Origin of the sequence: Chryseobacterium sp. 2987 (genome assembly GCF_031456375.1) — a bacterium.
GTDB classification, from domain to species: Bacteria; Bacteroidota; Bacteroidia; order Flavobacteriales; family Weeksellaceae; genus Chryseobacterium; species Chryseobacterium vaccae.
On the sequence record NZ_JAVDUN010000001.1, the window covers coordinates 22,078 to 45,077 of the forward strand.

Here is a 23,000-nt window from a genome sequence, read left to right on the forward strand (position 1 = left end):
GGTTAGGACACAGATGATCTATTATATAAACGATGAAAATTAATCTTACTCAAAATAAAAATTTAAAATTATTTAAAATAATTTCTGATGCTGCGGAAAAAAATAACCAGTCGGTGTACATCGTTGGGGGATATGTCCGTGATCTTTTAATGAAAAGAAAAGCATCTACCGATATTGATTTTGTAACAGAGCAGAGCGGTATTGAGCTGGCTCAGACGGTTGCTCAGGATCTGGATCCTAAATTAAAAGTTTCTGTTTTCAAAACCTATGGAACAGCCATGATCAAATACAAGGATCTTGAACTGGAATTTGTAGGAGCCCGGAAAGAAAGCTACACCGAAAACAGCCGCAAACCGGAAGTAGAAGGAGGTACCCTTGAAGATGACCAAAAGAGAAGGGACTTTACCATCAATGCCATGGCGATTTCTTTAAACAAGGATAGTTTTGGTGAATTGGTAGATCCTTTTGATGGAATTGGTGATCTGGAAAGAGAAACCTTGAGAACACCTTTGGAACCTGCACAGACTTACTCAGACGATCCTTTAAGAATGATGAGAGCAGTACGTTTTGCTTCCACCCTTAATTTCAAAATTGAAGGAAATTCTTTAGAAGCGATAAAGCAGGAAGCCGAAAGGATCAAAATTGTTTCTATGGAGAGGGTTATGGTGGAATTCAATAAGATCATGATGTCTCAAAAACCGTCTGTAGGATTAAGATTAATGGAGCAGACAGGCCTTTTAAAGCTCATTATTCCCGAACTTATCGAACTGAAAGGAGTGGAAGAAGTTGAGGGGCAGACCCACAAAGACAATTTTTACCATACCCTGGAAGTGGTAGACAATATCTCTGAAAATACGGATAATCTCTGGTTACGCTGGTCGGCGCTTCTGCATGATGTAGGAAAAGCGCCCACTAAGAAATTTGTAGAAGGAACAGGCTGGACCTTTCACGGACATGAATTTTTAGGCTCGAAAATGGTGAAAACTCTTTTTCAAAGACTGAAGCTGCCATTAGGAAGTGATATGAAATATGTTCAGAAAATGGTTAAGCTTTCGTCCCGCCCTATTGCATTAATCACGGATGATGCTTCGGATTCTGCATTAAGAAGGCTGTTGTTTGATGCCGGAGAAAATCTGGAAGACCTTTTCACACTTTGCAAAGCTGATATCACCACCAAGAATTCTAAAAAGCAGGAGAGATTCAAGAGAAACTTTGAATATGTAGCAGTTAAGATCAAAGAAGTGGAAGAAAAAGATCAGGTAAGAAACTTCCAGCCGCCGATTACCGGAGAAGAGATTATGAAAATGTTTAATCTTAAACCCGGCCGCGAAATTGGTATTCTTAAAGAAAAAGTAAAAGAAGCTATTCTGGAAGGTGAAATTCTGAACGACAAGGAAGAAGCTGAAAAATTTGTCATCGCTGAAGCTGAAAAACTGGGACTTCAGATCAATTGAAAATAAATTCTTAAAAAATCTTAATTTTTTATCAATTATAGATTGAAAATAATACACTGTTGAATTGATTTTGTAATTACATTTGTAAAAACATTTCAATTCAACAGTGTATTATTTTTAAAACAATCTATTGGTGAAAAATATATTCTTATTCCTATCTCTGGTTCTTTTCCTGATTTCTTGTGAAAACAAAGTAGAATCCGTTGAAAAGGCTTTCTACTACTGGAAATCCGATAGCTATTCCCTGTCTGAAAAAGAAAAAGATATTCTGAAAAATCAGGACATCAAAAAACTGTATGTAAAATTCTTTGAGGTAGATTATAGTGAAGCGATGGGAAACCTTCCGGTTTCCAAAACCAGTTATAGTTATTATACCTGCTGCGACGGAGAAAAAGCAGGCTACGAGGTTATTCCGGCAGTCTATATTAAAAATATTGTTTTTCAGAAAAGCAGTGAAAAAGAGCTAGATCAGCTGGCAGATAATGTCAACTATCTTGTCGATAAATATGCGCAGGAAAAAATGGATTCACTACAGGTTTCAGAAATTCAGATTGATTGCGACTGGACAGAATCCACAAAGAATAATTATTTCTATTTCCTGAAAAAGCTTAAGCCTCTCTCTAAAAAACAGATCTCTGCCACCCTTCGTCTTTATCCATACAAATATCCTGATAAAATGGGAGTTCCTCCGGTAGATAAAGTAACGTTAATGTGTTATAATCTTATCAATCCGCTTGAAGACAAATCAAAAAACTCAATCCTTGACCTGAAAGAGCTGGAAAGTTATCTGGACGGTACCCAAAAGTATCCTCTGCATCTGGACATTGCCCTGCCTGTGTATTCATGGATGCAGATTTATCAGAATAACCGTTTTACAGGTATCATATACAACGGAAATCAGCTGAAGAAAAGCCTGAAATCTGTAAAACCGATGTGGTATGAAGTGACTAAAGATACCGCGATGGATTACCAGACTTATCTTAGGATCGGCGACAAAATAAAATATGAAGAAATAACCACAGATAAGATCAATCAGGCTATAGAACTGATTAAAAAGCATGTGAAATTCGATAAGAATATCACGGTAACCCTGTTCCATTTAGACGAAAACCAGTTGAAAAATTACACCGATGAAGAAATTAGCAGTTTTTATAGCCGTTTTGCTAAGTAGCATCATCACGGCCTGCGGGTATTATCCTTACGGTGAGGATTTGCGGTTTTCCTTTTTAAATCCGAAGAACTTTCCTTACCGGAACTATGCTTCATTTTATTATTCGGCGTTAGGTTTTACAGCAGAACCTGAAGTAGGAGCAGACACTCGTGATAACGAAGAATTGTGGAGGAAATACTGCGGAAATAAAGCTTCTCTGGAAGATATAGAAGACGTTCTTAATAATTACAGCTATTCTGATATCCGTCCGGACAGGAAGAATACTTTTCTGAAATACCTTTACACCCAGAAAGATACGGAAGCCCTGAATTATCTAAAGTTCGCAAAAAACTGTGAATATTTCAATACCTGGCAGGATGATCCTTGGGAAAGGAATGATAAAACAGCCAATATCAAGAGAAAAGATCTGATTCAAAAAGCGGTGTCCTTTGCCAAAAGCAGCCGGAATATGGAAATCAGGAAGAGATATGCTTTCCTGGCTGTAAGACTCTCATTTTATCAGGGAGAAATGAAAACCCTTAATCAAATTTACGATCAATATTTCTCTGTAGATAAAACAGATACGGTTATTGATGTCTGGGCTCTTTACTTTAAAGCAGTCTCAGAAGACAATCCGGGATTAAAGAACCTTTATCTCGCAAAAGTGTTTGCGCTGTCTCCTGCAAAACGTTTCGTGGCATGGCAGCTTTTTATTTCCAAACTTTCTCAGGAAGAAACCCTGAAATATGCAAAAAATAATGCTGAAAAATCTGCAGTTCTTCTCATGTATGGAATTTACAATCCGGAAAAAAATCTGGAGAACCTGAAAAAAATGTATGCTGTAGACGCCGGAGCTGAAGGACTGAGTTTTCTGCTTCTAAGAGAAACCAGCAAATTGGAAGACTGGATTTATACCCCTTATTACTCCCTGTTTGAGCCGGCTATAAGACAAAATTACTTTACCAGCGATAATGATCCTGAAAGTCAATCTATACAAAGGATCTTAAAGAGAACTGAAACAGATCGTGAATATGCCGGAAAAGTCCTGGAGTTTATCAACGCTGCAGACCTTTCCAAAGTAGAAAACCCGGAATTCTGGAAATTTGTAAAAGCTGAACTCATGCTTATGACCCGGGATTACTCAGGCAGCCTTAATGAAATTGCGGGACTTGAAAAAATCCTTCCGGTAAACAGTGAAATATGGGGAAATCTGGAACTGATCAAAACCCTTAACCTTTTTGCCTGGCAGGAGCCCGGAAAAGCTATAATCCCTGAAAAAACAAAAAAGATCCTGCTTAGAAATAAGCACAACAAATATTTTATTTTTGCTTTGGGCCGAGAACTGGAATATCTGGGAAATACCGATGATGCTGCCTTTTTATACGTTTCATTGGACACCAGCCATCAGAATGACTATTTTTCTGTTTTCTATAAATCTCTCAAAAATACCAAAAAGACCTTTACAGATTATTACGCAGATTATTTTGATTACTTTGATGCGGTGTATACCTCCGGAGAGTTGAAGAGTTTTCTCAGCAAAGCAGAAACACTCAATAAAAGTGAAGATCCCTTTTACCGGGAATATCATCCTTTAAAACAAACCCAGATGAATGAGCTTTATGATCTGCTGGGAACCAAATACATTAGAGAAAATCAACTTCAGCCTGCCCTCACTGTTTTCCAGAAATTAGGTGAGGATTATTTTGACGGACAGTTTGCGCTCTGGGAAAGAGAAAAAGAAGATAATAAGGAGGCCGGTAAAATATTTGCCAAAAATCCTTTCTATGAACTAAAATACACCCCGGATTTTATTGATAAAAAAGAAAAATTCAGACTTAATAAAATCAGTATTACCAAAAAGCTGATAGAATATATAGGCAAAGCAGAAAATATCAATGAAAAAGACCGTGATTACTATTACTTTTTAATCGCCAACTGCTATTATAATATGTCACAATACGGAAATGCCTGGATGATGACAAGGTACAGCCTGAGTTCATCAGGAAACATTTCCGTTCGTGAAGATAATGAAGAGTTCAATACCGCAAATCTGGCCAAATTTTATTACGGAAAAGCATTGGAACAGGCTAAAACAGAAAAGTTCAAAGCACTCTGCCTGAGGATGCAGGGCCGATGTGAAAACTATAAACTGGATTTTAAACAGGAGGAAGCCGTAGACTATTTTTACGCTCCTGAAGGATATGAAGAGGAAAGACTTCAGAAAAATAAATATTATCAGGATCTGGCCCATAATTATGGTGATTACTATTCCGATATGATAAGCGGTTGTGATTCCTTTGCAGAGTATTTTAAAGCCAGAAGATAAAAAATCCGGCCGCTTCGAAGAAGCGGCCGGAAAAAAAACACAAATGATGAAAAAAAATAAAATTTATAGTAATACCGAAGTATTATTTTCTTAGTTCCAATATAGTGCGTTAGAACCTAACCCACCAGTCAGTGTCTTGATAATTGTTCCTGAAGTAGCAGAGTAAATAACGATTTTACTACCCGCCGTAAACCCGTTGGAGTCAGAAGTGAAAATCTTATCATTGATTACACTGAATCCGTAAAGATCAGAATAAGGATCAACACTGCTGGCAACAGTAAACAATGGTGAAGTAGGAGCTGTGGTAGCTGCCATATCCATGGTATAAACTTTAGTTCCGGAGCTGAAATAAAACTTACCATTTGAGATCTCAAGGTTCTTTGCGTCTGCAATACCTGTTAAAGTGGTAGTCTTCGTTACAGATCCTGTATTGGAGATCTGATAGATATAAGAATCTGTAGTACCTGCAGCAACAGCATAAACGTTTTGGTCGTTGGCAATCATTTTAGTGATATTTCCGTTAGGAAGTTCAATAACATCCTGAACTTCATTCGTGAAAGTATTGATATAAGTGATCTTATTTCCGTATCCGTACGAAGCATTTTGTACAAAAATCTTATTCCCAGCCTCTACAATTCTTTCAGCAGCACCCGCAGTAACAGGGATTTTTTTGATGAAAGCGTGGTCTGATATCCTATAAACACTTACATATTTATCACCTCCGAACTTATCATTGGTTACATAAATACTGTTATTGGCAAAAGCCATATAACGAGGGGCAACAAGTTCTGTGGTAATTTCACCTTTTGCTTTAAAACTCCCCCGGTTAACTATTTGTATTCTGTTGGAGTTATTTAACAAAAGATAAGCGTTGTCACCATTGAAAGTAATGCTCTGAAGAACATCACCAAGCTTTACTCCATTACTGGAAGAGAAAATATTGTCCTTTTGAGTACTAAGGTCTGCACTTAAAAACGTTACTTCTGCTGTAGGAGACTGAAATTTACCTTCATTAGCAATCAGAAAGCCGTTTCCGTAGAATGCTTCAGGCTCATCATTGTCACTGCTACAGGAAGAGATACCCAAAAGCAGGGTAAAAGCAAAAAAGAGGGATAAAAGTTTGTGTAGTTTCATAATATTTTCAGTTTTAAAAATTAATGGTTGCGTAAATACTGTAGTTTCTCTTAGGCATAGGATAATAGTATACCGTCTGGTACACAGTATCGGTAAGATTATTAACTTTAACCCCTAGAGTATATTTTTTCAGGAAGGTTGCAGAAACTCCTGTATTTATGATAAAATAAGGATCAAGCGACGTTGCTTTGCTTTCATCCGTACTCGTGTAGGTAAGGCCGTTGAAAAGCCCCTGAACATACACTTTAAAGAAATCATATTGATATTCCGCTGTTCCGTTAGCTTTGTGTAAAGGAACATACATCATCTGTTTCTGGGTTTCTTTATTCACCGATTTAGAATAGGTATATCCTGCATTCAGTCTTAGCCCGTGCTTGCCCCAGTTTTTATGAAATGAAGCCTGTGTTTCCAGACCATAAGATTCAACTTTGTAGGTATTGAAAGCTCCCCAGTATCCGTAAGGAGTCGGAAGCCAGTTGATATAATCCTTAATATCCATGTAATAAGGACTTAAAGTAACTTTAAAATTACCAAAGAGGAACTCATGGTTCATATCGAGGTTGATGGAAGTTTCCGGTTTTAAATCACGGTTTCCGCCGGGCTGCCAGTAAAGATCATTAAATGATGGGAATCTGAAGTTTTTGGAAACACTTATCCCGGCATGATACCATTTCAAAGCATTCCATTTTCCTGAAAAGGAATACAGAAGCGGAGAAGAAATATCCTCAATGAAATTCTGCTTTACACCGGCTTCAAAACGGAGATCCTTTGTTGTAAAATACCTGATAATACCTGCTATAGATCCCACATTTCGACTGACCTTATCCAATCCCGATTCATAACCTTCCCCTTTATTGATCTGGAATTCCCCAATCGCATTGATATTGATCTTTGGAGTGATAAAATAATTGAAATCGTTCTTGAATATATAATTTTTTCCTTCGGCTCCGCTCGTTTTCGGACGGGTAATATCCCCGAAATACTGGAAATTATCCTCCGTATAAGCAGCCTTTAAACTATTGGAAAGATTCGTTGTATTAATATCCCAGGAGATAAGACTTCTTAAAGTCTGAGCGTTGTATTTGGTCTTATTTCCGTTAGGTTCAAAAATAGGGTAGTGCTGGGACGCATCGAAGATCTGGTTCTGCCATGAAATGGTCTGATGGTCCGCAATCTTATAGGAAGCCCCAATATTAAAGGCCGTATTGTAATATTTTCCGTTGAGATTATTATAGGGAGAACTTCCTGTTACAAATTCTGGAACCTTATAATCATTTTCACTGATCACATAGCTGCCCGATGCTTTGAAACTGAATTTTTCATTGCTGTAAGAAGCTTTGACAAAATTATTATAAGTCCCGAAAGAAGCAGCCTCCGAATATAAGGAAGCCCCAAATCCTCTGTTGAATTCCAGATTATTATTAAGATGGATACTGCCGCCAATGGCAGAACTTCCATACTGTACACTTCCTCCTCCTGCTTTCACTTCAAGCTGGTCATAGCCATAAAGCGGAATATTATTCACATCCCCTTGTCCTAAAAAAACAGAGTTGATGTTGATTCCGTTCCATACAAAAGCTGTGTGGCCGGCACTCGTTCCCCGAAAAGACGGTGAAGAAACAGCACCACGGCCATTCTCCTTCATATAAATCTGTGACTGGAACCGTAAAAGCTCAGAAAGACTAGTGGAATTCTTCTCAATATCTTTTGGAGTAATCGTATTGACGTGATGAAACAGTTTAACTTTGCTCATCTGGTTGTCAAATACATAAATGGTATCAATGGCCTTCTCCTGTCCTAAAAGAAAGCTGCCATATGACGAACAAAGCAGTAATAAAGATCTTTTTATATCCATACTAATTTCACTTTTCCTCCGAAAGTAATCTGTTTTTAGTTAGTATTCTGGCAGGTCTCCTGACTTTCGCGTTCTGCACCTTCCCGTATAAACAGTGGTTTGTTGCAGAAACTCTCATTGCGATTTACAGTTGCGGGGACAGTTTGGGGTTTTCACCCAATTCCCTATTATTTCCAATATGCTGGAAACCAAAATTTTTGCAAAGATAAGTTTTTAAATGTATTGGACAACAGGACAGAAAGATGAAACGATAAATGGGAAAACAGGCAGAATTCTATCAGATCCCATAGATTACGTAAATTTTTTGTTGGTTTGATATAATATAGTAATAAATTTAATTATTATCATGTTTTAAGGTGTAAGAAAATCAAATATTTTCATCCGTTTTACAATCAAATATTTTAAGAGCTAACACAGCCGAAGGCTAATCCACCACTTCATCGAATCAACGGAGTTGATTCCATCCTTAGCTCCCTAAAATCAAAAAGATCCAGAATAAGGCTTTGCGTGACAAAAAAATATCAAAAGAAGTAATACAAATTAGATTTTCCACAGATTGCACAGATTTTCTAGAAAAAGATCTGCGTCATCTGTGAGATTTGTGGGAACAATATGTATGAAGGTTTTGAAAAGCGATACTTTAAAAATCTGCAAAACCAGATGATCTACGAGCGTGAAATTTTCTCGGATTGATCAGGTTTTTCACCAAGAATTTAAATGAATTTCTATAGGTAAAGCTTTAAACTTTCATATGAAAGCGGTAAAATCTTTTGTGGTTAAAAAAGTTTTATTACCACAGACACAGATATTTTATTAGTGAATTCGTGGCAAAAAACAACAGATCTTCCATCCAGATTTTGAAATTCTTATCAGCTTTTACAAAAACGATGAATCAAAATAAAACGGAAGCAAATCTTTAATCGCATGTACTTTAAAAACTTCCTCGTTCATACTTGAAAAATAAAGTTCTATATTTTCGTTCTGTTTGGTTTCAAATTCTATTAAACTCTGACGGCAGGCTCCACATGGTGGGATCGGAGGATTTTTCTCATGAAATTCCTTAGGTCCGCCCACTACAAAAATCTTTTCTATTTTAACATCCGGAAAATTGGCGGCTACCCAGAAAAGTGCTGTTCTTTCTGCACACAATCCTGATGGGAAGGCTGCATTTTCCTGGTTGTTACCCGAATAGATTTCTCCGTTTTCAAGAAGTACGGAACAGCCTACCAGAAACTGGGAGTAAGGTGCGTAGGCATTTTCGCGGGCCTGCTTGGCTCTTTCGAATAATTTTTTTTCAATATCGCTCAGTTCGCTGCTGTTTTTAAAATACTCGTAACTGATCTGTAGGTCTTTTTTCATATATTGTACGACTAAAAAAGGGGGGCTAAAATTAGTTCTTTTTAATCAGGTGGGCAATATTTTTTGCTCATTAGATCATTAACCTGAAATTCAAAAGATTAAAATGCTTTATACACCAATAAAATTCAGAAACGTTGAAGTAAAAAACCGTTGGGTGATGTCACCAATGTGCATGTATTCCTGTGAAAACGGACTGGCCAATGACTTTCATTTTGTACATTACGGAAGCAGGGCGCAGGGCGGAACAGGACTGCTCATGGTAGAAGCTACCGGAGTAGAGCCACAGGGAAGGATCACCAATAAATGTATGGGAATATGGAATGATGAACAGGCAGACCAGCTTAAAAAGATCGTTGATTTTGTTCATACCCATTCAGAAAGTAAAATAGGAATCCAGCTGGCCCATGCAGGAAGAAAAGGTTCAACATGGAATAATCAGCAGATTTCTCTTGAAGAAGGTTGGGAAACGCTGGCTCCGAGCCCGATTCCTTATCATCCTTCAGAAAGAATTCCTCATGTTCTGACTACTGATGAGGTTAAACAGCAGGTACAGAATTTTAAAGAGGCTACCAAAAGAGCGGTAAAAGCAGGTTTTGATATCATAGAAATCCATGGAGCGCATGGATATCTGATCCATCAGTTTCTGTCACCGCTTTCCAATATAAGAACAGATGAATATGGCGGAAGTTTTGAAAACAGAATCCGGTTTTTAGTAGACATCGTAGACGCTGTGAATGAAGAACTGGGCGCAAATACGGCTCTTTTTGTCAGGATTTCCGGAACCGAATACGCGGAAAATGGCTGGAATATTGAAGACAGCGTTCAATTGGCTAAAGTGTTAAAAGAACATTCTGTTGATCTTGTTGATGTTTCCAGCGGAGGAAATATCCATGGAGCGAAAATCTCTGTTTTTAACGGGTATCAGGTTCCGTTTTCTTCCCAGGTAAGAAATGAAGCTGAAGTAAAAACTGGTGCTGTCGGATTAATTACCACACCGGATCAGGCTGAAGAAATTCTTCAGAAAGGAGAAGCAGACCTCATATTTGTAGCCAGGGAGATCTTGAGGAACCCTTACATCGCAGTACAGGGAGCTTTTGAAATGAAAGAAGAATGTTTTTTTCCGCATCAATATTCCAGAGCAAAAATTTCTTCCTGATAGGAGATGAAAAACCGATGGAAAACTTTTCAACAGAAGCTCGGTATATATTAAAATCAGCAGATCAGCGAGAGATTTTTTACGCTCGCTGATTGGGCAGATTACGCAGATTTTTTTAATTACTATGGAAATGATATGAACATAGAAGACTTTATGCTGACCTGTCCCATCAAAAAATATCTGGGGTTTGAATGTTTGGGCTGTGGGGCCCAGAGAGCCGCCGCATTGGTATTTCAGGGAGAATTTTCTGAAGCTTTTCACACCTATCCAGCAATATATACTTTGCTGATGTTCTTTTTTACGCTAGGTCTGAGTTTTATTGACCGGAAAAGAAAATACGGTACCATCTTAATGAGCATGGCAGCCGTTAATCTGGTTATTATCATTGCTGCGTATGTTTATAAGCATCATTAATTGTATTGCTGAGGTTTTAATTACATCATTATGAAAATTCTTCTTGTATTAATTCTGTTTCCGGCATTATTATTTTCACAAATCGGGAACATGATGAAAGGGTTGGATGATACCCAAAAGAAAATAGTTTTGAATCTGATAAAAGAAGATGCTAAGGTGGCTTTGTTTTCTGTTCAGCATCAACTGTATCTGGATTCTATTCTCATTTTTCTGCCCAAAGAAGCCTTTTTATGGCAGCAGAAAGCAATGCCTCTATTCAAACAGAGAAAATATGAACTGGGAATGACCTATCTGGATAAAGCTGTTGAGTTGGATACAACAAACCATTATAGAGAATACAGGGCATTTATAAAATGTATATTCCAAAAAAGTTACTTGGAAGCTTTACATGAATTTGAAGAACTGTCTAAAGTCAATCAGGACGGTGTTGTTATGGATCATACCTATTCCTTTTGGATGGCTTTATGCTGTCTGCAGCTCAATAAATTCGGCTTATCTAAACAATATATGGAAAAGGGAGTTGCTTTCGGAAAAAAGCATAATATTGTAAATCCCTATGAAATGTTTTATCTGGGAATTATAGAATATGAGACCGGAAACTATTCAAAAGCAATAGAATATCTCAATGCGTCACTATTGCATTACAAAAATTTTGCAGATGCTAAATATTATAAAGCATTGGCATTGGCTAAAATGAATAAACAAGAAGAAGCGGAAAAATTATTTAGGGAGTCAGAGAAAAATTTTAAAGAAGGATATTCTTTCAATGAAGGAAACTCTTTGTATGAAATGTTCCCTTATCAGGTCTCAGAGGTTACTTATAAATATACTGAGGCATTTTTTAGTAAATAGCCGGGTCTTCATCTTTCGGTTTTTCCAGCTAAAACCAAGGGAAAAATCGTAGAATTACTACAATTTACGAAACTCTCACTTAAAAACTTTTCAGATTAGAACCTGAATTTTATCTTTGCTTCCGAATCTGATGAATACAGCATCATCAGGAGAAAGATAAAAATTTAAGAATATGGCAGGAAATTCAAGAGGAATCTTAAAATTCAATGGTGGCGAGGGTCAAAAATTGTTAAAACTAAACTACAGTGTATCAAGATCTACGGATGTTTCAGGCCGTGTAGCTTCTGATCCGTCTAATGCTCTTATTAAAGTAACGATAGAGGCAACAGAAAAATCTGATATTCTGGAAAGTTTGCTGAACAGCAAATACAAACCTACAAACGGAGAAATTACATTCAATAAATCTCATGAAGAAGGAACACTGATCTCATTGAAGTGGGAAAACGGATATGTGATCCAGCATGAAGTAGATTTTGATGCACTGGACAGCAATAATATGCTGATCAACTTTATCGTAAGTGCAGAAAGCATTATTTACGGTAGTGCATATTATGAAGGATTCTGGCCTTTAAGCTAGTCCTGAGTATCCCAAAATATAAAGAGACTGTCCCTGAAAAGACGGTCTTTTTTCCCCTGATACAAAGATCTCTTTTATGGTATTTTAGGAAATCATGTCCAAAGCTGGGTAAGCAGAATGCTACAGGAATCTATATTTAAGAAATAGACGGAACCGTTTTGTTCGTATTAAAAATACCATGTTATTATTAATTCTCATTTATCTTTGAGATTAATGATAAAAAAAATTAGCCCTTTTTTCGGGTTTGGTCCGTTTTATGGACTTGCAGGAATTCCAGTATAATTGAAAAATTATCAAATTAAAAAAAACAAATCACCGATAGAAAACAAAATATGTCAATTACACCTGAAAAATCAAGAGGATCATCATTCCGTCCCGCTCAAAATGCAGACGGAGTATCCGAAAATCATCATATAGGTATTAATCGTCTGGTAAAGCTTTCTCTTGTGATAGAAGGTAAGATCATTAAATATTACAAGCATTTTAAGCTTAAACAAAGCACCAGACGCCATCACGAATTTACCCTTACACTAGCCCACGATACTTTGGGAGACCGCCAGACCCATTCTCTGGAAGATGCCAATAAATTCCTTGGAAAACGCCTTACAGCGGTTATTTCCTATAAAGATATAGACAACAGTCCTGAAAGAACCTTTGTAGGTGTAATTACCGGAGTAGGATTCAGCCAGGAAAAAATGAGCCTCGGAAATATCGTACTTACAGGATACAGTCCGACTGTTTTGTTAGACGGTGCTCCCCATATTCAGAGTTTCGGAGGAAGCCAGCCTGTGAATATGGGAATTATTGCTGAAGAAATCATCAGGCAGGGGATTGATAAAAGCCGTTTTGACATCAGAATAGAGGCTAACAATTTCTCTCAGATCATTTATAGCAGCCAGTACGATGAAACCCATTATAATTACTTGGCAAGAATGGCAGAAGCCTATGGCGAACAGTTTTATTATGACGGAGAAGTTCTTCATTTTGGGAAACTTCCGCCTCAGAATAAGCCGATCATGCTGACCTACGGAAGCAATGCCAATGATATTAAAGTAGATCTGAAAGCAGTACACACCAAACCTCAGTTCTACGGCTATAACAGTAACAGAGATGAAAAGCTTACCTCCGGTGCAACACCTGTACAGCATGTGGGCGACCTGGCAAAGACTGCCTATGAACACAACAACAGCATTTATAAAACACCGGCACTTAGGGTGGCTCCAATCAAAGCGAGCACTCATCTCGATGTTGAATACTCTCAGAAAAGTGCCTCAGGAAGTGAAGCTGTAAACGTTTTTTCCATATCAGGAAATACCACAGTGCCTTTCCTGCACCCAGGCTGTGTGGCTGATGTACAGATGCGGAAGCCTGATTCCAATGAAACATCCTATTTTACAAGAATCATGATCACAGAATCTGAACATGAAATTGATACCATAGGACATTACCACGGAAGTTTTTCAGGAATTGCAGCCGATACAGGATTCCTTCCAAGACCTGAATTTAATACTCCAAAAGCAGAACCACAGACGGCTGTTGTCATCTCCAATACCGACCCTGAAGGACAGGGAAGAATACAGGTGAGATTTGACTGGCAGACGAATGATACCACCCATTTTATCAGAATGATGAGCCCTGATGCAGGAGGAACCGATCAGATTACCCAGAACAGAGGCTATGTTGCCATTCCGGAAGTGGGAGATCAGGTGATGGTGAATTTCGTTCACAGCCATCCGGACAGGCCGTTCGTGATGGGAGGAATGTTCCACGGTGGTATAGGCTTAGGAGGCGGAATCAATAACCACCTGAAATCGATACAGACCAGAAGCGGAATCAGAATTCTGATGAATGATGAAGAAGGAAGTGTAAAGATCCTGGATCCCAGCGGAAATACCTTCTTTATGGACGGACAGGGAAACATCAGCGTAAAAGCTCCTAAAAATTTTACTCTGAATGCCGGAGAAAATGTAAGCATCACAGCAGGAAAAGAAATTTCAATTGATGCTGGCGCAAGCATTACCAGCACAGCCAATGAAAATATCCGCTCTACGGCAGGAAAAGATATAGAACAGACTGCTTCAGGCGATATCAGGGAATCTTCAGATACAAGGACAGAACTTGTAGAAAAAGAATTCAAGAGAGAATCCGAGACTTCCAATGAGATAGCAGGTGAAATATCCATGTTCAGCGAGCTTGAAAATATGACCATGCAGAGTGGGAAGATCGTAGAATTCAACAGCGCTGAAAAATCAAAACTTTTCTGATATGGCGATCATCAAAACAGCAACCAACATCAAGGTAACCGTTAAAGATACCTATCATCTGAATGTTGGAAAAAAGGTTGAAAAAATTGCAAAAAAAATTAATGTAGAGGCACGAAAAGCAAACCTTGTTCTGGCAAGCAACAAGAAAATCATGTCTCATGGAAACAAATAAATTACAGAATCTATGTCGAATGTAGTTTTTGGAAATTACGAACCTTCACCACCGGGAAAAGGGCAGATTGATATCCGCATCGGGATTTTTTTTGATGGTACCCAGAATAACCGGACCAATACAAGAGCTGGAGGAAATGAACCAGGCCATACACCTACAGCCAGCGAAAAAGAAGTCTATAAAAAACAGTCTAATAAAGAAGATGACAGCTACACCAATGATCTGTCTAATGTAGCCAGAAAAGAAACCTGCTATAAAGAAGACCGGAAAAACAATGTTGCCAAGATTTATATCGAAGGAATCGGAACAGAGGACCTGGGATCAGACAGTGATAAAAAACTGAACCATAAAGGAGTCGCTTATGGCGCCGGAAGTACAGGGATCAGGGCAAAAGTTGAAAAAGGATGCCGGAGAGTTGCTGAAAAGGTCAATGAGCTGAAGGGCAGATATGAAGTAAACACCATTACTCTTGATGTGTTCGGTTTCAGCAGAGGAGCCGCCGCAGCAAGAAACTTCGTATTTGAAGTAACGCAGACTAAACCCAAAAACGGAATCCTTGGAAACCTTCTCGATAGAAGCCAAATAGAATATAACGCTATAATAATAAGATTTTTAGGGATTTATGATACTGTTTCGTCCTATGATCCCAATGCAAAAGAAACAACCATAGATCCGGATTTTACCAATGACGTGGGAGAACTGAACCTGAACACGCTTAAAGCCAGAAAGATTATTCATCTGGCAGCATCGGACGAGCACAGAGAAAACTTTATGCTTACCAGAACACAGCTGGCTGGAGGAACAGATTACTATCTGCCGGGGGTACACTCTGATATCGGAGGCTGCTATACCCATGAAATGAGGGAGGAAAGGCAGATCATGGATTTTGACAATACTCCGGGAGACGGATTGGACAATGATAAATACAAAAAGATCCTGAATAATGATCTGAATAATCTTATTGCACAGGGATGGTTTAAAAAAGAGGAGGTGACACGCCCTAACTACTGGCTTGAAACCTATATCACCAGAGAAAAGATCAGCAACCGGTACAGCTTTATTCCACTGCACATCATGTGTGAGCTGGTGAATAAAAATTATGCGGATACCATTGATCTTGTTAATCTCAGCATTAATTATAAAATTCCTGACGGGAAAGAAGATCCTTATTATCCTCTTGATCTGACCAAAGTGAAACAAAGACTGGATGAATATATCAATGGAACTGCTCCACAAATGGTTTACTATACCAACAGTCAGATTGAAGATATGAGGAAACAGTTAGCCCTGAAGAAGATCAGTGTGGCAAATTTCAACAGGATTGTTGCAGATCATAACATACTGATGGATCTTAGGAACAGGTATCTGCACTGGAATTCAAAATTCGGAGCTGTTGGATACAAACCCAATTATACACTGGATAAAAATAAGCTGCAGGTAAGACGGTGGCGTAGAATGGCTCCCCACTCATGAAAACACCTATAAAACATATCGCTTTCAGACTTATCCTTTTGCTGATCCCTTATCTGGCATTCTATTTCATGTTTGCCGAAAGCGGATTTAAAGGACAGACTTATGACATAGACGAAATTCCGTTGTATGTCTTTTTTGCCGTATGGGTTTACATTTTTCTGGAAACCTTTTTCTGGCTGTATAAAAAGAACAGAGCTAAAGTAATAAGTAATATTGTGATATTGCTGTTTATGTTGGCTTTATATTTTATATTACCTCATCGAAATTATTTTAACTGAACCAACAATGAACGTGAAAACAGGTATTATTAGTTTATTGATTTTTATAAGTTCATTCATTTCATGCCAAAATAAAATGGAAAAATATCAATGGCTTCCTACGGAAAGCTCACCTTTACTATACCCGATGAACATTTATCAGGGCCATCTTTTTCTTGAAGACGGAAACAACGTATACATTCCCTGTTCCGGAGTGTCACATACAGGTTGGGGCTACAGTGGATCTCTTCATACCCAGGGAGAAGACCTTAAAGCAGTTCCGGTGAGACTGGAAGTAACCTGGGCATCATTTCTGGAAAATAAATTTTATAAAGGAAACTGGGACCTTCCCGTAGACAAGATTAAAAAACTCTTTAAAGAAGGTACAGTCAACTGGAGAACCAATGAGAAAGAAAGTTATTCATCCGTTGTGGTTGGGCTGGCTCCGGGAGGCGTGGCTGTTGTATGGCTGTACGGAAACGATCAGCAGGTAGAAATAGGCAGATTCCAGGCGAAAGAAACTACTGTTGCCATGAAAGATTACGTTCCGGGAAATCCTACCATTTCACAGGAGGAATATTTTAATGTGAGCAGTTCTGTACCCGAAGCGTATGAAAATATGAAAGCCAAAGGCATCCCTTTCGGAATCTGGGATACGTACAGGAAAAAATACAACTGGAAAACAAAAACAGAGATTCCGGGACATGTTCTGAAAAATGTGACCATGGAAATGTATAACGGGGAAGAAGAAACATTGTTCAATCAGTCCGTTATTGAAAATCCTATTAAAGAAAGAGCCGTTCCCCGCCTTATTTCTTACCAGTTTGAAGCTAAAGACGGGACGCAAACTGTTTTTGAAGTCAAATATTTTGATGAAGATGAAATTTTCTCTCTGTTTAAAAATGCAGATGAAAATCAGCCCATTGAAATTATCCTTAAAATGAATGAAGATTTGAATGACAGAAAGCTGGTGTTCAGGCAGAATGGTAAAGATATCCAGATCAGGAAGATTGATATGGAGAATATGTGGAAGACTAAAAAATATGAACCAAAATAAAAGAATACCCGTCTGATTCAGGGAATTTATGCAGAAGTTTAACAGACATACCATTCAGAAAAATGAAACCTTACAGAGTGTCGCGTCGCTTTACGGCATGGATGCAGATGCTTTGAAGCTGTTTCACAACAATCAGTGTGAGGTAAAAGATATGATCCTGATCGGGCTTACCAGTCAGAAAGAACTTTTCCTTCCCAGAACAGCCGTTGCTGATAAAAACAGCCTTGTGAAGTTTGGTCCGGGAAATACACTCTTATTTCAGCCTGAGCATTCATTCCAGAGATATGCAGCTGCTATTACCATTGATAACGGCAGCCGTAGAAGTGAATTAAAATATGAAACTTCTGTACGATGGCTGAAAACTGAGAACAAGCTGCATTTTTTTGAAATTGACAGAACTTCCGCTCTGTATCTGAATGAAGAAGAAGTGAATGAAATTGCAGACCTGCTGGCTTATAAAACATCCAAAGTGCTTTATCCGCTGCAAATCAGTACAGACAGACAGGGAAAATTCAATGCAGTGGAAAACCTCTCCGTATTCAAAGAAAGATGGCCCGCCGTGAAAGAAGAGGTATACCAATTATTTGAAGGAGAAACAGTAGACCAGTATTGTCAAAAGATAGAATATATTGTTGATGAACCTGATGCCATCGGCTTGTATCTGAAAAATGATTATTTCCTGAGAACTTTATTCTTCGGGATCTATCAGCGCTTCGGAGAAGAATATGAAACAGAAATAACAGAAACGTTTCCGGTAGTTGATAATGTGATGGAACCTGTTTTCGGAATAAAGCTTGAAACAGATCCTCTGAAAGACGAATATGATCTCATCCAGATAAAAGGAGGAGGGATTTTGAATGATGAACGGTCTGTCAATGATTTTATAGCCGGAACACCATTTTCATTAATCATTGATGACGAGGGAGAAATGAATCATGACGGAAGTATCACACTCCATTATTTCCTGAACGGAAAGACAACACTGGCAGAATCCATTTACCTGGAATGTGATATAAAACTTGAACAGGAAAAGAAAATAGTCGTAGAAATAGCCGCCATAACAGAATAAAAAATAAACAAAATAATATGAAAACAAAATTCAACAATAGATTACTTACACTGGTTTCAATCCTGTGTTTCAGTTTGTATTTCGGGCAGAAAACAGAGTTTACAGTGCCTAAAAATATTGAGACCTTACAAAACTTCATTTTTAATTTCAGCAATGACTTTACAAAAGATGATGTTAAAGGAGCAGCTGCATCAGATACCGATTTCTCCACCTCAGTTGACCTCTACAATCTTAAAGATGAAGCAGGAAAAAAGAATCCTTATCTGATTCTTGCTCTGAAAAGCGGGGCAAAACCCAAACAATTCATTAGTCATGCTGCCTGGAATATAACGATGAAAAAGCTGTCTTCCAAAAGTACGAAAGTCAGTATTTCCCTTCAGGAAGTTGTTCCGGACAACTGGTCCAAGAAAGAGGTGGATGTAAAGCAGACCAAATCAACAGGCCTTCTGGAAAAAGAGATCAAAGCATTCCTGTTAAGTGATAAAACAGCTCAGGAATCAGCAGCATATGTTGCTGATTCCGTCGTTGCTGCAACAGAACCCGTAGCAGCAGACGATTCGGATTTTGTTATAGAAGAAAGCACACCAAAAAAGAAAATAGCATCCAAAAAACTGCAGAATCTGTTCAATAAAAAACAGTTCATCTCCCTGCCGGCATCAGAAGCTGTATTTACCAAACTTTTACAGATAAAATCCAGCCAGATGTCTTGCGAAAGCTGTAAAAACGGAACGCAGAGTAGCTGGGACTTCGATGATTTTAACCTGATCTACGGACATATGACCGATGGAACTGAATATTATGGACTGCAATATTTTGGGGATAAAGCGGTTTCTGGATTACCATACGGACTGGTGTTCAACAGCAGTTCGCCCACAGAATGCAGGGATAAGTTTGCAAGATATAATGCCAGTCTTTACCAGACTTCGGTAGAAGTAGACGAAAACACCTCCAGTGCCCTTACTGTGGTTACCTTTAAGATGAATTCCTCATTTGTCCGTCTGGAATTCGGAAACAGCTATTTGACCCGGGTTTTAATTTCCACTAAAGAATTTTAAGCATGGCAGAACAACATATTGTAGTACAGGGCGCTATGTGCAAATGCCAGTTCGGGCAGGCTCCCGATAAGCTCAAAGTACTTACCCATCAGAAAGAATACGCCAATGATAAAGACGGGTCCAAAAAGCTTATTGTAACCACCAAAGAGATTGGAGGAGCTACTTTCGAAAAAAATACCTTCGGAAACTGTACCAAAAACGGAGGTCCGCCGCCACCATGTAAGATCATGGTCACCGAATGGCAGGATTTCTACGATAAAGTACAACTCAGCAATGGAGGACACATTATTTTAGAAAAAAGTAAAGCCATTTGTGCGGTTGCCGGAACACCCTGTATCGAAATCATTGATCATGGCCAAAGGGCAGAAGCCAGCCAGCAGAACTTTAAAAATGCAGATAAAGACGTACAGCAACAGATCAATCCGCTTGTAAGTTCCGATGAAATGTATAAAGAAGAACCTACCCACGAAGGAGTGGAAGCAGGAGAGTCCCCAAAATTATAAGCGATGGCGAAAGGAATAAAAAAAATAAAATTTGTACCGATGCCCAATGAGGCGAATAATTCGAACTCCCGGTTCGGACCGGATAAATGGGTATGTGTTCCTGCGGATAAAAAGGCACATTTCTATATCAAAGAATGGCATAAAGACACTACAGAAGACCAGAAGAAAGGAAAACTCTACTGGATGGTGCTGGATAAGGACCGGAAAAATATTGTGGAACGTCTTCACTGCATGACTGATAAATATTTTTCATACAAAATTCCCAAGCGTCTCTGCGGATATACTTATTATGTGGAAGCCAGTATGACAGGGAAACCGGATGTGGCTTTTACAGGATTGATGATTGCCGGATTCTGCAATCCGCTTATTACCTCCAGCAAATGGAGTAAAACCAGAGGAGGAACGAATATCAGGAATACCGACAGCAAGAATTTTGGAGTGTCCTACGGAGAGATTGTTCATTTTCATGCTGATACAGAGGGGATTAATGGGGAAGTAGTAACCGTAGAGGTTCACAATGAAATGTGGAGCGGCGATTATAAAATGCGTACCATATACAATGTGGAAGTAAAGGACGGACAGATCAATCTTGAAATTCCCAATACATCACAATGGAAAGCATACATCAAATATATTCAGGAAAATGAGGAGTTTTATGTGAAAATTAAAAGAAAGAACGGAACCTACCTCAAAGATAAAGCAGGAAACGACAGGCACGGAAAATACCTGAACATTAAAAATGCGGTAAAAGCGGTTGTTAAAACACCACCGTCCAATCAGACCCCTTTAATCATCGGGCAGCCGAATACAGATATTTCAAGGGTAGGAACCTGTAAATTCAAACAGATAAAAATCAATGAGACCGATGAGTTTATCGTGTTTGAAGATGGAAAATCCAAGATCAAAGCAGTAGGAACAACACCCTTGGAACAGAAACATTTTGTGTTTTTCGATTTTAACAAGAGCGCTGTAAGAGCAGATGCACAGAAAACGCTAAACTCTCTGGTTGCCCTTTTGAAGTCCAACCCGCATTCCCAGATCATTATTGACGGTCATGCGGATGAAAGAGGTCCCGGGGATTACAACCTGAAACTGTCGCAGGACAGATCAGAAGCCGTCATGAATTTCATGAAAAGCAACGGGCTGGGATCTTCCAAATTTAAATGCCACGGACATGGGGAAAGCCAGTTAATTCATAAAGGAACAAAACTTACCGAAGCACAGCATCAGCAAAACAGAAGAGCAATGATCCGTTTCAATTATTATGAAAATAATTATGCCCCTATTATTTTCGAAACCATAGCTCCGTTTGCAGGTAAAACAAAAAATCTTACCGTAAGTGCGGTAAATAAAGAAAGAAAAGGCTGCAGAAGTACCCATAAAGACGAAATCATTATTCAGGAGGCCGGACTTCCTAAAAAAACTGAAGCTAAAAATACAGTCGTTTATCCGGTAAACGCTGATATAGGAAGTGATTTTATCCCAAACTATCTTAAGTATTTTGGAAAATACATCAATTATTTTTCCTCAATGCATAAAAGCTATTATTTCTATATCAACAGCTGTACTTATTTTCCTCAGAAAGACAAACCTACCCTTCAGGTAAAAACCTACCCGGATATTGTCTGGCTGGCCCACGGAAAATACGATTTCGAGGAAGACTATTTCTTCCACAACCACAGCGTAGACCTGCAGAAAGGATTTGTAACAGAGTTTGAATCCTTCATCGAAAGGGTTTATTTAGGAACCTCCGTAACGCTTGTGGATTATATGGCAAAACAGGTTCTTCTGGACTATATAAAATCCGAAGCCCAAAAGCTGGAAGCGGGATTACACGCTATTCACAACCGTACCCAGGAAAAAAAAGGAACAGCACTCAGCCTGACAGGAACCACCGTGAATTTTATAACCCAGACCAAATACACCAAATATGCCACCAGTATAGCCATGTTCGGTTTCGTATGTCTGCAGATCGTTATCGAAATTCTCATCCTGATTCTTACCAGAGGAAGAAGTGGTATCAGTAAGCTGAAGAAAATTAAAAAACTGGCGAAAGGCGTACAGAAAGCAATGAAAGCCATAGAAAGCCTGCCCGACTCCATTGAACTGGTAGGCCCATCCATGGCATACAAAAGCGGACTGTATTATTACAAACAGGCTGACGGAAGAGTAGCCATGATCTTTGAAGCAGGAATCAAAATAGATCCTCTGATCGGAGTAAAATATGAACTTGTAGGTAAAGACCTTCTGGATTATGTAACGGATAAAACCTTAAAAGATAAGCTCCCTGAAACAAAACATAAAGACTTTGAAGAAATCAGAGACAAAGTTAAAGGAACCTATGAAGATAAAACAACCAATATTTCATTCTCAGTAAGCATCATTGGAGCGATAAGTATTGAACAAAATATAAAATACAACTTCCTTACGAAAACCTATTCCTTCTCCAAACAGGCAGGCAACTACTACGATGAGGCGAAGGGAATCGTTGCTTTTGGCCAGTATGTAAGAGGAAAAGCGGAAGTAAAAAGTATTTTCTATAAAGAATTGTTTAGCTTTACCCCTTTAAAAACACAGGTAAAACTGGAGGCGAAATTAGAGATAGACTGTTCCTTTGGAATTGTACAGCAGTACGGGAAAGATGAAGGAGGTTTCTTTGTAGACAACAGCCTGTATTTTTCCGGACTGAAAGGAAAATATAAGTTTAAATCTGAGGTGAAAAACCAACAGCTGGGTATTGATTGGGAAACCTCTACAGATACGGATAAAGACAAAGAAGATAAATCATTCACTATTTTTAAAGAAAAGACCATCACCTTATACAAGATATACCTGCTTAAAACTTAATGCGATGAAGTATTCAAGACTGATAT

At 38.5% G+C, this 23,000-nt stretch carries 19 protein-coding genes and 1 riboswitch; of the genes, 16 read left to right on the forward strand and 3 right to left on the reverse strand.

What is annotated here, in order from left to right:
- The first annotated feature begins 32 nt into the window (after positions 1-32).
- The 3 genes from J2Y40_RS00140 to J2Y40_RS00150 all read left to right on the forward strand — a co-directional run bounded on the left by J2Y40_RS00140 (position 33) and on the right by J2Y40_RS00150 (position 4,930).
- Entirely contained in the window at positions 33-1,454 is a 1,422-nt protein-coding gene (locus J2Y40_RS00140) for an HD domain-containing protein (RefSeq protein WP_309995606.1), read from the forward strand.
- 133 nt (positions 1,455-1,587) lie between these two features.
- Positions 1,588-2,625 carry a hypothetical protein gene (locus tag J2Y40_RS00145; protein ID WP_309995608.1) on the forward strand — a complete coding sequence of 346 codons (1,038 nt, stop codon included), beginning with the start codon at positions 1,588-1,590 and terminating at the stop codon, positions 2,623-2,625.
- Complete coding sequence (locus tag J2Y40_RS00150; protein ID WP_309995611.1) at positions 2,585-4,930, forward strand: hypothetical protein; 2,346 nt, start codon at positions 2,585-2,587, stop codon at positions 4,928-4,930. The genes J2Y40_RS00145 and J2Y40_RS00150 overlap by 41 nt, the downstream gene beginning before the upstream one ends.
- Before the next feature lie 90 nt (positions 4,931-5,020).
- Here J2Y40_RS00150 and J2Y40_RS00155 read toward each other — a convergent pair whose 3' ends face one another.
- From J2Y40_RS00155 to cdd, 3 genes are all read right to left on the reverse strand, one after another.
- Positions 5,021-6,064, reverse strand: coding sequence for a YncE family protein (locus J2Y40_RS00155; RefSeq protein WP_153394732.1), 1,044 nt, complete (start codon positions 6,062-6,064; stop codon positions 5,021-5,023).
- 13 nt (positions 6,065-6,077) lie between these two features.
- Entirely contained in the window at positions 6,078-7,919 is a 1,842-nt protein-coding gene (locus tag J2Y40_RS00160; RefSeq protein WP_309995615.1) for a TonB-dependent receptor domain-containing protein, read from the reverse strand.
- 31 nt (positions 7,920-7,950) lie between these two features.
- Positions 7,951-8,127: riboswitch (cobalamin riboswitch) on the reverse strand.
- Positions 8,128-8,795: 668 nt separating this feature from the next.
- On the reverse strand, positions 8,796-9,278 hold the full coding sequence (cdd, locus tag J2Y40_RS00165) for a cytidine deaminase (RefSeq protein WP_153394730.1): 483 nt from the start codon (positions 9,276-9,278) through the stop codon (positions 8,796-8,798).
- A gap of 103 nt (positions 9,279-9,381) precedes the next feature.
- Between cdd and namA the strand changes: the two genes are divergently transcribed.
- The 13 genes from namA (at position 9,382) to J2Y40_RS00230 (ending at position 22,974) form a co-directional block, all read left to right on the forward strand.
- A complete protein-coding gene (gene namA, locus J2Y40_RS00170) occupies positions 9,382-10,434 on the forward strand; it encodes an NADPH dehydrogenase NamA (protein ID WP_309995619.1) in 1,053 nt (350 codons plus the stop codon).
- A gap of 135 nt (positions 10,435-10,569) precedes the next feature.
- The gene (locus tag J2Y40_RS00175; protein ID WP_309995622.1) at positions 10,570-10,848 is read left to right on the forward strand and encodes a DUF2752 domain-containing protein; all 279 of its coding nucleotides are present in this window, start codon (positions 10,570-10,572) and stop codon (positions 10,846-10,848) included.
- A 30-nt stretch (positions 10,849-10,878) separates the two neighbouring features.
- Entirely contained in the window at positions 10,879-11,700 is an 822-nt protein-coding gene (locus tag J2Y40_RS00180; RefSeq protein WP_309995624.1) for a tetratricopeptide repeat protein, read from the forward strand.
- A gap of 172 nt (positions 11,701-11,872) precedes the next feature.
- Entirely contained in the window at positions 11,873-12,277 is a 405-nt protein-coding gene (tssD, locus tag J2Y40_RS00185; protein WP_153394723.1) for a type VI secretion system tube protein TssD, read from the forward strand.
- A 332-nt stretch (positions 12,278-12,609) separates the two neighbouring features.
- The gene (locus J2Y40_RS00190; protein ID WP_153394721.1) at positions 12,610-14,541 is read left to right on the forward strand and encodes a type VI secretion system Vgr family protein; all 1,932 of its coding nucleotides are present in this window, start codon (positions 12,610-12,612) and stop codon (positions 14,539-14,541) included.
- A 1-nt stretch (position 14,542) separates the two neighbouring features.
- Complete coding sequence (locus J2Y40_RS00195; protein WP_153394719.1) at positions 14,543-14,713, forward strand: hypothetical protein; 171 nt, start codon at positions 14,543-14,545, stop codon at positions 14,711-14,713.
- Positions 14,714-14,725: 12 nt separating this feature from the next.
- The gene (locus J2Y40_RS00200) at positions 14,726-16,186 is read left to right on the forward strand and encodes a phospholipase effector Tle1 domain-containing protein (RefSeq protein WP_309995629.1); all 1,461 of its coding nucleotides are present in this window, start codon (positions 14,726-14,728) and stop codon (positions 16,184-16,186) included.
- Complete coding sequence (locus J2Y40_RS00205) at positions 16,183-16,464, forward strand: hypothetical protein (RefSeq protein WP_153394715.1); 282 nt, start codon at positions 16,183-16,185, stop codon at positions 16,462-16,464. The genes J2Y40_RS00200 and J2Y40_RS00205 overlap by 4 nt, the downstream gene beginning before the upstream one ends.
- A 76-nt stretch (positions 16,465-16,540) precedes the next feature.
- On the forward strand, positions 16,541-17,500 hold the full coding sequence (locus tag J2Y40_RS00210) for a DUF2931 family protein (protein ID WP_231128662.1): 960 nt from the start codon (positions 16,541-16,543) through the stop codon (positions 17,498-17,500).
- 28 nt (positions 17,501-17,528) lie between these two features.
- Positions 17,529-18,569, forward strand: coding sequence for a hypothetical protein (locus J2Y40_RS00215; protein ID WP_309995635.1), 1,041 nt, complete (start codon positions 17,529-17,531; stop codon positions 18,567-18,569).
- A gap of 17 nt (positions 18,570-18,586) precedes the next feature.
- Positions 18,587-19,624: a hypothetical protein gene (locus tag J2Y40_RS00220; protein WP_153394710.1), complete on the forward strand. Its 1,038-nt coding sequence runs from the start codon at positions 18,587-18,589 to the stop codon at positions 19,622-19,624.
- Between the two features lie 2 nt (positions 19,625-19,626).
- The gene (locus tag J2Y40_RS00225) at positions 19,627-20,127 is read left to right on the forward strand and encodes a DUF4280 domain-containing protein (RefSeq protein ID WP_153394708.1); all 501 of its coding nucleotides are present in this window, start codon (positions 19,627-19,629) and stop codon (positions 20,125-20,127) included.
- 3 nt (positions 20,128-20,130) lie between these two features.
- Positions 20,131-22,974: an OmpA family protein gene (locus J2Y40_RS00230; protein WP_153394706.1), complete on the forward strand. Its 2,844-nt coding sequence runs from the start codon at positions 20,131-20,133 to the stop codon at positions 22,972-22,974.
- Positions 22,975-23,000: the final 26 nt, after the last annotated feature.

Coding starts and splice junctions, on each gene's coding strand:
- J2Y40_RS00190 (WP_153394721.1), top strand. CDS start 12,610: ATGTCAATTACACCTGAAAAATCAAGAGGATCATCATTCCGTCCCGCT.
- J2Y40_RS00180 (WP_309995624.1), top strand. CDS start 10,879: ATGAAAATTCTTCTTGTATTAATTCTGTTTCCGGCATTATTATTTTCA.
- J2Y40_RS00215 (WP_309995635.1), top strand. CDS start 17,529: ATGCAGAAGTTTAACAGACATACCATTCAGAAAAATGAAACCTTACAG.
- namA (WP_309995619.1), top strand. CDS start 9,382: ATGCTTTATACACCAATAAAATTCAGAAACGTTGAAGTAAAAAACCGT.
- cdd (WP_153394730.1), bottom strand. CDS start 9,278: ATGAAAAAAGACCTACAGATCAGTTACGAGTATTTTAAAAACAGCAGC.
- J2Y40_RS00160 (WP_309995615.1), bottom strand. CDS start 7,919: ATGGATATAAAAAGATCTTTATTACTGCTTTGTTCGTCATATGGCAGC.
- J2Y40_RS00210 (WP_231128662.1), top strand. CDS start 16,541: ATGGAAAAATATCAATGGCTTCCTACGGAAAGCTCACCTTTACTATAC.
- J2Y40_RS00220 (WP_153394710.1), top strand. CDS start 18,587: ATGAAAACAAAATTCAACAATAGATTACTTACACTGGTTTCAATCCTG.
- tssD (WP_153394723.1), top strand. CDS start 11,873: ATGGCAGGAAATTCAAGAGGAATCTTAAAATTCAATGGTGGCGAGGGT.
- J2Y40_RS00155 (WP_153394732.1), bottom strand. CDS start 6,064: ATGAAACTACACAAACTTTTATCCCTCTTTTTTGCTTTTACCCTGCTT.
- J2Y40_RS00225 (WP_153394708.1), top strand. CDS start 19,627: ATGGCAGAACAACATATTGTAGTACAGGGCGCTATGTGCAAATGCCAG.
- J2Y40_RS00205 (WP_153394715.1), top strand. CDS start 16,183: ATGAAAACACCTATAAAACATATCGCTTTCAGACTTATCCTTTTGCTG.
- J2Y40_RS00195 (WP_153394719.1), top strand. CDS start 14,543: ATGGCGATCATCAAAACAGCAACCAACATCAAGGTAACCGTTAAAGAT.
- J2Y40_RS00150 (WP_309995611.1), top strand. CDS start 2,585: ATGAAGAAATTAGCAGTTTTTATAGCCGTTTTGCTAAGTAGCATCATC.
- J2Y40_RS00140 (WP_309995606.1), top strand. CDS start 33: ATGAAAATTAATCTTACTCAAAATAAAAATTTAAAATTATTTAAAATA.
- J2Y40_RS00175 (WP_309995622.1), top strand. CDS start 10,570: ATGAACATAGAAGACTTTATGCTGACCTGTCCCATCAAAAAATATCTG.
- J2Y40_RS00230 (WP_153394706.1), top strand. CDS start 20,131: ATGGCGAAAGGAATAAAAAAAATAAAATTTGTACCGATGCCCAATGAG.
- J2Y40_RS00200 (WP_309995629.1), top strand. CDS start 14,726: ATGTCGAATGTAGTTTTTGGAAATTACGAACCTTCACCACCGGGAAAA.